Source organism: Campylobacter sp. MIT 12-5580, assembly GCF_005406235.1.
Taxonomy (GTDB): domain Bacteria; phylum Campylobacterota; class Campylobacteria; order Campylobacterales; family Campylobacteraceae; genus Campylobacter_D.
In genome coordinates this window covers 124,574-139,277 of sequence record NZ_NXLK01000001.1, presented here as the reverse complement: position 1 = coordinate 139,277, position 14,704 = coordinate 124,574, and the positions used below count along the sequence as shown (strand labels likewise).

Below are 14,704 nucleotides of genomic sequence, written 5' to 3'. Positions count from 1 at the left end.
CAAAAGATGAATGTAAATGCCCTTAAGCTTAAGATAAACTCAAGTGGTAAAGAAGCCTTAAAGGTTCTTGGTAAAGAAAGAGCTAGGATAGCTTTGGTGATGAATGATGAGGACAAGCTCATTGGCGTTATCACTGATGCGGATTTACGAAAAGCCTTACTTGAGGGCTATGATCTAAACTCAAGCATAGCAAATATTTATACTCAAAATCCCAAAACCATCACTTCTAAAACAAGCAATGATGAAATTTTTGCCCTTGCTTCAAGATATGATATTTATGATTTTCCTGTGCTTGATCAAGAAGGTAGGGTTGTAAAAATCTTAAGCGTTGCAAAAATGCTTGAAACCAAAAAGCGAAGCAATAAAGTCGTTTTAATGCTTGGCGGACTTGGCAGTCGCCTAGCTCCACTTACAAACGATACGCCAAAACCCTTGCTTAAAGTTGGCTCAAAGCCCATTTTACAAACCATAGTTGAACGCTTTGCTAAACAAGGCTTTTGTAATTTTATCTTTTGTGTTAATTATAAAAGCGAGATGATAGAAGCGTATTTTAAAAATGGCAGTGAATTTGGCGTAAATATAGAGTATATACACGAGCAAAAAAGGCTTGGCACAGCTGGGGCTTTGTCTTTACTTGATAAGAATTTATTAAATGAAAGCTTTTTTGTGATGAATGGAGACATTTTAGCCGAGCTTGATTTTAACGCTATTTTAAAACAGCACAAAAGAAAAGAAGCACATGCGAGTATGTGTGTGAGAAAATTTAGCTATCAAGTGCCTTATGGGGTGGTAAATTGCGATGAGGAACAAATTCTTAGCATAGAAGAAAAACCGAGTTTTGAGTTTTTAGTTAGTGCTGGAATTTATGTTTTAGAGCCTGGAATTTTGGACTTTTTAAAGCAAAATGAGTATTTGGATATGCCTGATTTATTTAGCCTGCTTTTAAAAGAGCAAAAAAAGCTAGTTAGTTATGAGATTAAGGATTATTGGATAGATATAGGAAGATTTGATGAATACCAAAGGGCAAATGATGAGTTTAAGTCCTAAAAAAGTTTTAATCATAGGCTTTGGAAGCATAGGAAAAAAGCATTTTTTAGCCCTTAATAAGCAAAACTTAAGCGTTGATATAGTCTCAAAATCTGCTGATTTTTCAAGTTTAAAAGCTGAATTTAAAGAACTTTCAAACCCTACCCTACTTGAAAATACACAAATTTATAAAAGCCTTAAAGAGCTTGATTTAAATAAATACAAGCTTTTCATTATAGCAAACATTACCACAGCCCATTTTGATACGCTTAGTTTTCTTGATAAAAAAGTGCAAGATAAAATCATACTTGTAGAAAAACCTTTGTTTGAAAACTATAAAAAATTTACTCCAAGTGGAAAAAATGAAATTTTCATCGCCTATTTGCTTCGCTTTAATCAAAGCATTATGCGTTTAAAAGCACTTTTAGAAGAAGAAATTCAAAAGGGGCAAATGCCTTATTTTGCAAGTTTTGTGTGTCATTCTTATCTGCCTTCTTGGAGAAAGCTTGATTATAGGCAAAATTATAGCGCAAAAAAAGAGCTTGGCGGCGGGGTTATGCTTGATCTTTCTCATGAGCTTGATTTGGCTTTATTTTTCTTTGATAAGCTTAAACTTAGCTTTGCTCAAAGCAAGCAAATTTCAGAGCTTGAAATAAATAGCGATGATTTTGCTTTTTTGGCACTAAGTTCTAAAAAATGCCCTATAATTCATATCCAGCTTGATTATTTTAGTAAATTTAATCAAAGAGTGATACAAATTAGCACACCCTCAAAAAGCTTTGAGCTTAATTTAAATGAAAATTTTATAAAAATTTATGACACAAAACAAAACTGCACCCTAATCAAAACCGAGGATAACACCATAAAAACACTTGAAAGCTTGCATAAAGCAGTATTAAAAAAAGATAAAAAACTATGTTCTTTAAAAGAAGCAAAAAAGCTTTTAAAACTCATAAAAAAGGCAAAAAATGAATAATAATATACTTTGCACCATTTGTGCTAGAGCTGGAAGCAAGGGTGTTAAAAATAAAAATATTAAAAAGATAGAAGGACTTGAGCTTATAGCTTATAGCATTATACAGGCTAAAAACTCAGGGCTTTTTAAACATATAGTCATTAGCACAGATAGTGATGATATAGCTCATGTAGCCTTAAAATATGGAGGCGAGGTTTTTTTTAAAAGAAAGGCTGAGCTTGCAAGTGATAAGGCAGCTAAAGTGCCTGTTATGCGTGATGCTTTGCTTCAAAGTGAAGCGCATTTTAATACCACTTTTGATACCCTAATCGATCTTGATGCAAGTGCGCCTTTAAGAAGGAGCGAGGATATAAAAAAAGCCTATGAGCTTTTTAAGCAAAGTGGCAAGGAAAATTTAATCACAGCAGTGCCTGCAAGACGCAATCCTTATTTTAATCTCATAGAAATAAAAGAAAATGGTGCCATTGATACAGCAAAAACTTATGCTTCAACTACGCGTCAAGATGCTCCAAAATGCTATGATATGAACGCAAGCATTTATATTTTTCAAAGACAAAGACTACTTGAAAGTGATAGTGTTTTTGGAACGAAAACTGCTTTATATGTGATGAATGAAGAAAGTGCTTTTGATGTGGATAGTGAATTTGACTTTAAGATAGTTGAGTTTTTAATCAAAAGCAAAAAGCTAAAACAAGAGGAATTTTAATGCTAAGCAAAAAAGTGATTTTCATCGCTGGAGCCTGCGGGCGTATAGGCACCGCACTTTGTGAAAAACTGCTTTTAGAGTGCAATGCTAGCCTCATTTTAGCTGATATTGATGAAGCAAAATTAAGCAAGCTCGAGCAAAACTTAGCTAAAAATCCTGCCCTAAAAGCAAAAATTCTAAGCACCAAGCTTGATATTACAAGCAAACAAAGTTTAGATGAGGGTATAACTAAGGCAAATAAGCATTTTGGCAAGATAGATGGCTTTGTCAATACGAGCTATCCTATGGGTAAGGATTGGGGCAAAACGCCTTATTATGAGCTTGAGTATGAGCAACTTTGTGAGAGTTTGAATTTGCATTTGGGCGGTTTTATGCTTGCAGCTCAAGAATTTGTAAAATTTTTTAAAGAACAAGGCTGGGGCAATATCATCAATCTTAGCTCCATCATGGGCGTATATGCACCTAAATTTGAAAATTACAAAAACACAAATATGCAAAGTTCTTTAGAATACAGCGTCATAAAAGCTGGCATTAATCATCTTGGAGTATGGCTAGCAAAAGAGTTATTCAACACCAATATACGCGTCAATACACTCTCAAGTGGAGGCATACTTGATCATCAGCCTGAAAGCTTTTTAAACGCCTATAGAAACTGCTGTGCAAGCAAGGGCATGCTTGAAGCAAAGGATATAAGCGGAACAATAGCTTTTTTGCTTAGCGATGAGAGCAAGTTTATCACAGGAGCAAATCTCATAGTCGCTGATGGCTGGGGGCTTTGATGATGGAAAATGAAGTTAGGAATTTATCATAAAATGAGCCAAAAGAATGTAATATACACAAAAAGCAAACTACAAAGAATAAAAAATGAAAAATTTTACTCAAATTTCAATGGATTGCTCGGACTTTAGCTCACAAAAAATAAAAAGGACAAAAGATGAAATTTAATGAGGCACAAAAAGAACTTTTTAAAAAAAACTGCAAGGCATGTTTAAACAAACCCCTGATTAAAGAGCTTAAAAAGATCAAAAAATGCTCTCGTTTTACACTTAAATTTGGCAACGATTCACTTGATATTAACATACAAGATAGCAAAGATAAAAGCCTTATGTATGAAAATGCCCTTGATGAACTTAACAGCAAGCTTGATGTATATCAAAAAAAATACCCCTTATATCCGGTGCTTTATTTTTACGGCTTTGGCAATGGCATACTTTATAAAGCCTTGCTTCAAAATCCAAATTTAAAACATTGTGTTGTTTTTGAAGATGAGCTTGAGCTGATTTTTTTGATGTTTCATATTATTGATTTTTCAAGTGAGTTTGAAAGCAAAAAGCTTCTTATTTTTGCTCCTAAGCTTACAAAAATGAACGATTATCACGCCATTTTTACTTCTGATCCCTTTTGTAAAATGTATAAAGCTTATTTTTTAGAGCTTCATAGTCATTATTATGAAAAGAAAAGTGAAAAGATCATTGAGCTTAACAAAACTCTTGTAGCCGCTCAAAAACAAACTGCTATAGAGATGGGTAATGATCCTCTTGATGCTTTACAAGGCTTAGCGCAACAAGTTTATAATCTCCCAGCTCAGCTTACTCACCCAACAAGCAAAAAGCTTTTACAAAAAAGAGGAAAACAAGTTGGCAAATGCGCTTTGATCGTCTCAACCGGACCAAGTCTAAGCAAACAGCTTCCTTTACTTAAAAAATACCAAGATAAAGTCACTATCTTTTGTGCGGATTCTGCTTATCCTATACTTGCTCAAAATGATATAAAACCAGATTATGTATGTATGCTTGAAAGGACTGATTTTACAGCTGAGTTTTTTAACCATGATTTTAAAGAGATTGATAAAAATATCATTTTTGTGCTTTTAAATTTAGTCCATCCTAATGCTGTAGCTTACTGCGAGCAGTATAATAGAAATTATTTGCTTATGCCTAAAAAACTTCACTTTTGTGAGTATTTACATTTTACGCAGTTTAAGCATATAACTGGTATGAGCGTAGCTCACATGGCTCAAGAACTTGCTTTTGGTTTAGAATACACAAATATTATTTTTATAGGACAAGATTTAGCATACGCTGATGATGGCAGCTCGCATCCAAAAGACTATCAGCATTCTGCAAATTTTGAAAGCTCAATGTATGAAGATGATATGCTTACAAATATACCTGCATGGGGAGGGACAAAAGAGGTAAGAACTCATCACATTTGGCTTGCATTCAAAGATATCATCGAAAGAAATATCATAGTGTATAAGCTCAGAAATAAAAAGATCACATTTTATAATGCCACAGAAGGTGGAGCGAGGATAGAAGGCTGCACGGAAATACCTTTTAAAGAAGTCTGTGAAAAATTTTTTCAAAAACAAGAGCCCAAACATTTTGAAAAACTTGAACCTTTAAGCTTGACAAAACAAAATGAACTTCTTTTAAAAGCTTATGCAAAGATCAAAAAAAGCATCGTGATTTGCGAAGAGATGATTAAAAGACTTAAAGAAATTTTAGAAGCATGTATTGAAGAAGCTAAAAATATCGATACAAACAAAAACTACGAAGAAAATAAACTCATATTTAACACACTTTCAGAGCATATCGATGAGGCAAAAGAAATCGTTGAGGATAAAAAGCATTTCGTTTCAGCCACTGAAATTTTATTCCCCTTACTTAATCAGTTTGAAATCAATATCGCTCCGCTATTTGTTTATAATCCACAAAATGAAGCAGAAAAACAGCAAAAAATGATTCTTTGGCTTGATAAACATATATCATGGATAAGACTTGTTGGCTCTCATCTTGAAGCTCAAGTTAAAGCCTTAAATGAAAACTCAAAGCCTTTAGTTAGCCTTTTAAAACAAAGAGGGCAAATTTTTGAAGCGAAAATGAAGATGATTGATGAAAAAGCACAAAAAGGAAAATCATGCCTCATGTTTTACTAAACAAGACTTTTACTCAAAACCTCAATGCTATTTTTAGAGTCGATCAACCTTTAAGCGTAATGTTAAGGCAAATTTCAAAACTTGTGAAATTTAAAAATGAAGGGAAAAAACTTATCTTTTTGCCAGAAAATGAGCTTGTGTATGAAGACTTTGAGGCTCATTTTAAAGAAAAAAAAGAGTATTTTGATCAAAACTTTGCAAAGTATCCTGTGATGTTTTTTTACGGGCTTGGTAATGGTATCTTACTTAAATATTTACTTGAAAACAAAAAGCATAAAAGAATTATCGTCTTTGAAAGCGAACTTGAGCTTTTTTACCTTGCTTTACAAGAGCTTGATTTTAGCAAGGATATAGAACAAGAAAGGTTGATATTATTTTATACACCAAACCTTAATCCAGCGCAATTTCAAACTCTTTTTGCTTATCCTGATATAGAAACTTCACTTAAAACTTATAATTTTCATATTCAATGTGAATTTTATGAAAAGCATTATAAAAATGAGATAGAAAAAATTCATCAAGAACTCATAGAGCAGATCAAATTTAGCTTTTTAAAAAGAGGAAATGATCCGCTTGATTCTATCATTGGTATTAAAAATATCTTGATTAATCTTCCTAAGATGTTAAGGCACGGCATTTTTAAAGCTTTCTTAAAACAAAGATTTAAACAGGTTAAAAATGCTATCATCGTCTCAACCGGACCAAGTTTAAGTAAGCAACTACCTTTGCTTAAAGAATATGCAAATAAAGCAAGCATTATGTGTGCGGATTCTGCTTATCCTATACTTGCTAAAAATGGCATTAAACCGGACTTTGTTTTTATGCTTGAACGCACGGATTTTACGGCTGAATTTTTTAATAATGATTTTAAAGAATTTGATGATGGGATTTTATTTATCCTTACTTCAGTGGTGGATAAAAACGCTACAAAATACCTTGAAAAAAATAACAGAAATTATATGATCGTTTCTCGCCCTTTGCTTTTTGCAGTAAGTTTAGGGCTTGATGAGTTTGGTTACTTAGGTGTAGGACATAGCGTGGCAAATATGGCATACGAGCTCGCAGCAGCTTTAAGACATGAAAATATCATTTTTATAGGACAAGATTTAGCATACGCTGATGATGGCAGCTCACACCCAAAAGACTATCAGCATGGAGCTGAGTTTGAAAGCGATCAAAGGCGTGATCTTTACACGCTCGCGTATGGACAAAAAGGACAAGTAAGAACTCAAATTACTTGGAATTTATTTAGACACGCTTTAGAAAGTGATATAACGCTAAGCAAGCTTAAGCTTGGTATAAACACTTATAACGCCACTGAAGGCGGCGCACACATCAAAGGAAGCATAGAAAGACCTTTTAAAGAGCTTTGCGAAACACTTTTAAAAGAAAATGTGCAAAAACCCTTTGCCATGCCACCAAGATATGATGAAAACAAGGCTAAAGCGCTACTTAAGCAAAGCAAAGAAGATTTGCAGGCAAAGGTAAAAAAAGCTGATGACTTTCTTGAAGAGATTAAAAAAGAACTTGAGCTTTTGCAGAGCTTGTTACCAAGGGATTATGTTTTTGAAAAGCTTGATTTTGAGGCTTTAAAAAAGTCAAAAGAAAGACTTTTAAAACTCATTCAAGTGCTTAAACAAAAGGTTATTTTTACTGAAACCTTGCATGCTGTGTATTTTCACAATGAATGCGAACTTGTCCGCCTTGAAAGCGTGATGAGCAAAAACGAACACGAAGAAAAAGAGCTTTTAATCCTTTTTTTAGAAACGCAAGGACGATTTTTTATCGAACTAGGTGAATATATCTATACACAAAACAATGCCATTTTAGAATGCATAAAAGAATATACTATTTAAGGAGAAGATATGCAACAAACAACTTTATTTGAAAAGAACATTGATGCTTTAAAAGGCGTATCTTACAAAGAACTTAAAGATGAGCTTTTAAAGATAAAAGTCGTGCATAAATTCAAATACGAATTTGATCCTAAAGATACTTTAAATACTAACATCATTGATCTGCAAACACAAAGAAAAATGTATCAAGCACCACTTCGTGAGCTTGAAGAAAGCTTAGAACCTTTTAAGGACGAGTTTAAACGTTATGATGCCTTGTTTTTTTATGGCATGGGTAATGGCATTTTATACAAGGTTTTAGCACAAAATGAAAAGCACAGACGCATTGTCATTTTTGAAAAAGAACTTGAGCTTATTTATATGGCTTTTAATCTCATTGATTTTAGCGAAGCCCTTTTAAAAGGACAAATTATCATCATTTATACTCAAAATTATGATTTTAACCTAGCTACAGATATTTTTTCTTTGCAAGGCGTGGTGTTGTTTTTGAAACTATATAACTTGCGTATTCATTGTGCATATTATGAAAATCAAAGCAAAGAACTCAAGCATATCAACGAAATCAACTTGCAAGCCATTCGATCAGTTACCCTAAAGCATGGCAACGATCCAGCCGATGCACTCATGGGCATAGAAAACTTTACTTTAAATTTACCCTATATGCTTACACACCCTACTTTTAAAGAGCTACTTAAAAAACGTAAAAACAAAGGTAAAAACGCTATCTTTGTAGCCACTGGACCAAGTTTAAGCAAACAATTCGACTTACTTAAAAAATACAAAGATAATGCTGTGATCTTTTGCGCTGATAGCTCTTATGCTTTACTTCACAAACAAGGCATAAAACCAGATTATGTTTTGTCTTTGGAAAGGATCACGAACACTTCAAAGCTTTTTGATAACGATTTTGGCGAATTTGATAAAAATATACTCTTCATACTTTTTGTTCTAACACACCCAAATACGATTAAAAATCTTGAAAGAAACAAAAGAGCTTATATGCTTACCCAAAGAAGTCTTGCGTATTCAAGCTATCTTGATCTTAAGGATTTTGGCTATTTAGGTGGTGGGATGAGCGTGATGAATATGGCTCATGAACTTGCCATAACGCTTGGCTATAAAAATCTTTTTTTTATAGGACAGGATTTAGCTTATAATGAAGAGGGTAAATCACACCCAGATGATTATATGTTTGCCAAATTTGGTGCAAGCGTAAAAAGCAAAAAAAGAGATGATCTTAAAGTTACAGCTTATGGGGGCAAGGGCGAGGTTAAAACTAGTGAAGTATGGATGCTCTTTAAAGGCTTTTTTGAAAACCTCATCGCTAAACAACCAAAAGATGTAAAGTTTTACAACTGCACTGAAGGTGGAGCAAGGATAGAAGGAAGCATAGAAATGCCTTTTAAAGAAGCTTGCGAGCAGTTTTTAAGCAAAGAAGTAAAAAAACGCTTACCAAAGCTTCAAAAACCAAGCCGCAAAGAAAGCAATGAATATATGCTTAAAGCATATGAAAAGATCAAAAAGGGTATGCGAACAAGTCAAAGATTTATCAAAAAATCTAAAAAAATTCAAAAACAGCTTCAAGGACTTACCAGAGGTGTGCAAAAAAGCACGCTTGATGATATAAATAAAAGTATTGATGAGATCAAAAAAGCCTTTGATAGCAAAAAAACGCTTTATTTTAAAGAACTCTTAGGACCAAGCTTGTTTCATCAAGAACTTCAATCAGCTCCTCTTTATGTCCAAAATTTCAACAACGAAGGCGAACGACAAAACAAGCTTATGGCGTGGATTTCCTCTCATGAAGCTTGGCTTGAAGAAATCATTGATTTTTTAAGTATTATGGAAGAAAAGATGAAAGCTGATATCGTGCCTTTAAGAGAAGCTTTGGAAAAAAGAAAGCTTTTATAAAAAGGGTTTCATTGCAAGCCATATTTACACGGCTTGCAATCCATACAACAAATAAACTACAAAACAACTTGCTTAAATTCAAAAATATTTTCAAAAACACTCAAGTTAATTTTCACTTTGCCGATATAGAGATTGAATCTTTTCAAAATATTGCTTAAAAAAGTCAAGTCTAAGGCTTGACTTTTTTTTTAATCTATTTTATTTTTTTACACCAATTTAATTTAAAAAATCAAATTCTATTTATATTTTGCTTATACTGCACTTTGTTATATCCCTTTCAAATTCCTTATTTTAGGCATAAAATTAAAAGTTGGAACACTTCTTGCTTTAAAAGGGCTAAGCAATATTTTGAAAGGATTTAAAATGAGTTTAAGAATAAACACGAACATTGGTTCGCTTAATGCTCACAATGCGTTAAATATGACTTCTAACGCACTTGACAATTCTCTTAACAGGTTAAGCACAGGGCTTAGGATCAACTCAGCCAAAGATGATGCTTCAGGTTTAGCCATCGCTGATCAGCTTCGCTCTCAAGCTTCTACGCTAGGACAAGCTATCAACAACGGCAATGACGCCATAGGTATACTTGCCACCGCTGATAAAGCGATGGACGAGCAGGTAAAAATCTTAGATATGATTAAGACTAAAGCAACACAAGCTGCACAAGATGGGCAAAGTCTTAAAACAAGAAATATGCTTCAAGCTGATATCAACCGCCTTATGGAAGAACTTGACAATATCGCTAATACCACCGTTTTTAATGGCAAACAACTCCTATCAGGTGGCTTTATCAACCAAGAATTTCAAATCGGCTCAAGCTCAAATCAAACTATAAAAGCAACTATAGGCTCAACTCAAAGCTCAAAGATCGGTGTAACAAGGTTTGAAACAGGAGCAACTATCACTGCTTCAGGACCTGCAAATATGACTATTGTGAATTATAATGGTGTTGATGACTTTGACTTTGCTGAAATTCAAATTTCATACAGCGTTGGCACAGGTGTTGGAGCTTTAGCTGAAGAGATCAACAGAGTAGCTGATAAAACAGGTGTTCGTGCAAGCTTTACCGTGCAAACTTATGGCACCTATCCTATACAAGAAGGAAAAACAAGTGATAATTTTTCAATCAATGGCGTAGTTATAGGACAGATTGATTACAAAGCAGCTGATGAGAATGGACAACTTATATCAGCAATCAATGCTGTAAAAGATACTACAGGCGTGCAAGCAGCCAAAGATGCAAATGGCAAGCTCGTTTTAACCTCAACTGAAGGAAGAGGCATAGTTATAGGAGGAAGTATAGGTGTAGGTTCAGGCGTAATTAACAGCCAATACTCAAATTTTGGACGCCTCTCACTCATTAAAAACAGCGGACAAGATATCGCTATATCAGGCACTGGCTTTGGCTTTACAGTAACAGCCGGGGATTTTGTTTCTCAAAGCTCTGTTTCTTTGCGCGAATCAAAAGGGCGCATTGAAGGTAATATGGCTGATGCTATGGGCTTTTTTGCATATCCGGGTGGAAGTAGATATATCATCACAGGATTTTCATCAGTTCAGGCTTTTATGAGCAGTGCTGGTTCAGGCTTTTCAGCTGGTTCAGGTTTTTCTGTAGGTTCTGGAAACAACTATTCTGTTTTATTGGGTGATATTGGTGTGTTTATCTCAGCTGCCTCAGCCTTTTCAAATGCCTATCAAGTCTCAGCAGGATCAGGGTTTTCACAAGGTTCTGGTTTGTCAAATTACGCACCGATGAAAACGCTTGAGCTTGGCATAGCTGATAACACAGCCGGTGTAACTACGCTTAAAGGAGCAATGGCGGTAATGGATATAGCAGAAACTGCGATCTTAAATCTTGATCAAGTGCGCGCTGATATAGGTTCGGTTCAACAACAACTTGAAGTTACGATAACTAATATCAGCACCACACAAGTTAATGTTAAATCAGCTGAAAGCACCATACGAGATGTGGATTTTGCAAGTGAAAGTGCGAATTTCTCTAAGCAAAACATACTCGCTCAAAGTGGTAGCTACGCTCTTGCACAAGCCAATCAATCACAACAATATGTGCTTCAACTCTTACAATAAATTCAAATTTTGCTTCAAGCTTGCGACTTTTCTCGCAAGCTTTGTATCAATACGCTATATAAAAACCTAAAGAAAACTTGTGTAAATATCGGTTATAATCAATCAAACTTTCCCCATAGCCATTAAAATACTGCACATACAAAAACACTCCATTGCCCCAAAAATCAAAGCCCGCATCAAACTGCAACGCTCCTTTGTTTCGCTTAAAATTCAAGTTATTTCTCACAAGTACGCTTGTAAAATAATCCTTCGCCAAATAACTCACAGCCAAATCAAAATTTCCCATATAACTTGTGATGTCTTTATTATCATCATCTTTTTCAGGCAGCCTATACCATAACCTTGGCGTGATAAAAAAGCGATCATAAACAAGCAAAGTGCTTATATACACTCTATTCCATGAGCGTGATTGAAGCTCGGTATCATCTTTGCCGTTTGATTCGTGAAGCAAGGATATGCGGACATTTTTTAAATTTTCAAACTGATCTATATAAAGTGGCACAGAAACAAAAAATTCAGGCTGATAGTTAATCTCTCTAAAAGGCGAAGAGTCCTTATAAAGCTGCCACCAAGCAGTTTGTGTGTAAGCAAAATAAAATTTTTCATCAAAACCAAAAATATTTTCAAACAAGGGCTTTTTAAGGCTGATTTGAAATTTCGCTTCAGTGCGTTTGTGTCGCGGATATTTGCCTTTAAAAGTATAAGAAAAAGGTAAAAAATAATTTGCCCCATGCTCGCTAATCTGTAAAAAATTTTCTCTTTTTATCTCACCAAGATAATTTTGTAAATTTAAAACTGCCAAGTCTCTTTCTTCTCTTAAGTTTTGCTCTAATCTTGTGCTTGTTTCAGCTCTCACAAGACTTATAACTACGCACACAGCACATAAAAATTTAAAACATTTCATTTTTAAATCTTACATAACTTTCAAAGTCATTTAAATTCACAAAGGCTTTATCGTCATTAAAATCAAGCACAAAAGCATTATTTTGCTCGCATAAGCTTTGAATTTTGTGTTTTTTTTGTTTTAAAAGCTCAAGACATTTGCTAGATAAAGAACTATGATAAAAGCCACACAAAGCGTGGATATACCCTTTGCTTCGTGGTAAGATGATTAAGGATTGATCAAGGTGCTTTGCAAGAGTAGTAATGTGTTCTTTTTCTACACTTGGCATATCAACACTGATCACAAAAACAAAAGTATCTTTAAAATAATCAAGCACACTAAAAAGTGCAAGCATAGGCGAAAACTCCACATCTTCAAGCTTTTTATCAAAAATAAGTTGTTCAAAATGAGCCTTAAATTTATCCTCTTTGCACGAAAGAAAACAGCTTTGAAAAAACCTGCTAAGCCTTGAAAATTGAAATTCAATCAAGCTTTGATTATGAAAAGGCAAAAAACACTTATCTTGCCCCATACGACTTGATTTGCCACCACACAAAATCACACAAGGCAGAGTTTGAAGATCAAAGTGCATTTTTTTTCCTTAAAATATAAATTTTGAAATTTTAAACATTTTACATTAAAATAACATAAAAAATACTCTATAATTAAAGTTATGAAATACCAAGTTTTAATCCAAATCGCAAATTATCTTAAAGCTTATAAAAAACTCTATTCTATCAAACGCATAGATGATAATGTCTTTAAGCTTGAGTTTAATAAACTCTGCCTCATTTTTGATCTAAGCCGTTTTAAAAGCGCTATTTATGAAGCTAAACTTTTAGAAAAAAAATACAATGCCCCATTTGATTTTATGCTTCAAAAATACTTTAGCGGTGCTGAAATTTTAGATATAAAAGTGCTTGAAAATAATAGAGTCTTATGTTTTCACACTCAAATACAAAAAGCATACAAAAACTTCACAAACAAAATCTATTTTGAATTTACAGGCAAAAATACAAACGCTATCATTACCGATGAAAATGACATCATTATCGAAGCTTTAAGACATATTGAAAAATCCTACAGAAGCGTAAAAATAGGACAAAAACTTGAGCCTTTAAAGCCTTTTAAGATCGAAGAAAAAGCCTTTGAGATCAAAGACTTTAAAGCATATTTTACTCTTGCTTTTAAAGAGCAAAACCAACTCAAAATCAATGCCCTAAAAGAAAGCAAAAGCAAACAAGTGCTGAAAAAAATCACCAACTTAAAAGAGCATTTAAGCAAGCTTGATGATGAAAATACACTTGAAAAACAAGCCCGAAATTATGAATACAAAGCCCAAGTTTTAAATGCAAATTTATATCATTTAAAAGACTATGAACGTCATTTTTCTTTAAAAGATTTTGAGGGCAAAGAGCTTTTTTTTGAGCTTGAAAATACTCCAAAAATGGAAGCTCAAAGGCTTTTTAAACTTTCAAAAAAACTCAAACAAAAAGCTAAAAATATCTTCATCGAAAAAAACTCACTGCTTGAAAAAATCAGCTTTTATGACAATCTTTTAACACTTATCACGCATTCAAACTCAAGCGTAGAACTTGAAATTTTAGTGCCAAAAAAGCAAACAAATACAGAAAAAAAAGTAAAAAAAAGTGATGAGGGTGTGGCAAGTTTTTATTTTAATGAATGTAAAATTCTTATCGGCAAAAACGAAAAAGCAAATGAGTTTTTACTACACAACACAAAAAAAGATGATATGTGGCTGCATGTGCAAAACTTACCCTCCTCACACGCTTTTATCATCTCAAATAAACAAAAACTAAGTGAAGAAGTGTTACAATTTGCGGCGAAATTGTGTGTAAATTTCTCGAAGTTAAACTCTGGGGCATATTTAGTCGATTATACGCAAAGAAAATTTGTTAAAATAAAACAAAAGGCTTTCGTAAATTATACAAATTTCAAAAGCTTAAGCGTTTTAAAGGAGTAAAAATGCCAGTCAGTCCTTTAGGAAATCTTAATTTCATCAACCAAAATGTCGGCGCAGTATCAACTCAAGCAAGCAATGAAGCTGCTAAAGAAGGCTTTGCAAATATGGCAAATTTAGCTGAGTTTGCTGCAAAAGAAAAAGCAGTTGAAAGGCTTGAAAAAGTCGCTCAAAGCCAAGAGGTGCAAGATGAGATTAAAGAAAGGGCTGATGAAGAAGAAAAGAAACGCAAACACGCTAAAGAAGAACAAGAACATAATGAAAATGAAGAAGAAGCAAGTGAAGAAGATGAGTTTAAAAGCGCGCACAAGCTTCACAGACTTGATTTAAGCATTTAAG

12 protein-coding genes are annotated in these 14,704 nt (G+C 33.8%); 10 read left to right on the top strand and 2 right to left on the bottom strand.

What is annotated here, in order from left to right:
- Positions 1–6: 6 nt before the first annotated feature.
- The 8 genes from CQA38_RS00665 (at position 7) to CQA38_RS00630 (ending at position 11,501) form a co-directional block, all read left to right on the top strand.
- Positions 7–1,047, top strand: a complete 1,041-nt coding sequence (locus CQA38_RS00665; protein ID WP_137632082.1) for a nucleotidyltransferase family protein — start codon at positions 7–9, stop codon at positions 1,045–1,047.
- Positions 1,010–2,002: a gfo/Idh/MocA family oxidoreductase gene (locus tag CQA38_RS00660; RefSeq protein ID WP_283202088.1), complete on the top strand. Its 993-nt coding sequence runs from the start codon at positions 1,010–1,012 to the stop codon at positions 2,000–2,002. The genes CQA38_RS00665 and CQA38_RS00660 overlap by 38 nt, the downstream gene beginning before the upstream one ends.
- Positions 1,995–2,708 (top strand): acylneuraminate cytidylyltransferase family protein, encoded by a 714-nt coding sequence (locus CQA38_RS00655; RefSeq protein WP_137632081.1) that lies wholly within the window; start codon positions 1,995–1,997, stop codon positions 2,706–2,708. Before CQA38_RS00660 ends, CQA38_RS00655 begins: the two co-directional genes overlap by 8 nt.
- Positions 2,708–3,487 carry an oxidoreductase gene (locus CQA38_RS00650; RefSeq protein ID WP_137632080.1) on the top strand — a complete coding sequence of 260 codons (780 nt, stop codon included), beginning with the start codon at positions 2,708–2,710 and terminating at the stop codon, positions 3,485–3,487. The genes CQA38_RS00655 and CQA38_RS00650 overlap by 1 nt, the downstream gene beginning before the upstream one ends.
- A gap of 155 nt (positions 3,488–3,642) precedes the next feature.
- On the top strand, positions 3,643–5,646 hold the full coding sequence (locus CQA38_RS00645) for a motility associated factor glycosyltransferase family protein (protein ID WP_137632079.1): 2,004 nt from the start codon (positions 3,643–3,645) through the stop codon (positions 5,644–5,646).
- Entirely contained in the window at positions 5,628–7,502 is a 1,875-nt protein-coding gene (locus CQA38_RS00640; RefSeq protein ID WP_137632078.1) for a motility associated factor glycosyltransferase family protein, read from the top strand. Before CQA38_RS00645 ends, CQA38_RS00640 begins: the two co-directional genes overlap by 19 nt.
- 9 nt (positions 7,503–7,511) lie before the next feature.
- Positions 7,512–9,413, top strand: a complete 1,902-nt coding sequence (locus tag CQA38_RS00635) for a motility associated factor glycosyltransferase family protein (RefSeq protein WP_137632077.1) — start codon at positions 7,512–7,514, stop codon at positions 9,411–9,413.
- A gap of 363 nt (positions 9,414–9,776) precedes the next feature.
- Positions 9,777–11,501 carry a flagellin gene (locus tag CQA38_RS00630; protein WP_137632076.1) on the top strand — a complete coding sequence of 575 codons (1,725 nt, stop codon included), beginning with the start codon at positions 9,777–9,779 and terminating at the stop codon, positions 11,499–11,501.
- A gap of 46 nt (positions 11,502–11,547) precedes the next feature.
- Here the strand turns inward: CQA38_RS00630 and CQA38_RS00625 are convergent, their stop codons facing one another.
- Positions 11,548–12,405: a phospholipase A gene (locus CQA38_RS00625; protein ID WP_137632075.1), complete on the bottom strand. Its 858-nt coding sequence runs from the start codon at positions 12,403–12,405 to the stop codon at positions 11,548–11,550.
- Positions 12,392–12,976, bottom strand: coding sequence for a molybdenum cofactor guanylyltransferase (locus tag CQA38_RS00620; RefSeq protein ID WP_137632074.1), 585 nt, complete (start codon positions 12,974–12,976; stop codon positions 12,392–12,394). The genes CQA38_RS00625 and CQA38_RS00620 overlap by 14 nt, the downstream gene beginning before the upstream one ends.
- An 81-nt stretch (positions 12,977–13,057) precedes the next feature.
- On the opposite strand from CQA38_RS00620, the gene CQA38_RS00615 reads away from it, so the two are divergent.
- Both CQA38_RS00615 and CQA38_RS00610 read left to right on the top strand, forming a co-directional pair.
- Entirely contained in the window at positions 13,058–14,368 is a 1,311-nt protein-coding gene (locus CQA38_RS00615) for an NFACT RNA binding domain-containing protein (RefSeq protein ID WP_137632073.1), read from the top strand.
- Positions 14,369–14,370: 2 nt separating this feature from the next.
- The gene (locus tag CQA38_RS00610) at positions 14,371–14,703 is read left to right on the top strand and encodes a hypothetical protein (protein ID WP_137632072.1); all 333 of its coding nucleotides are present in this window, start codon (positions 14,371–14,373) and stop codon (positions 14,701–14,703) included.
- Position 14,704: the final 1 nt, after the last annotated feature.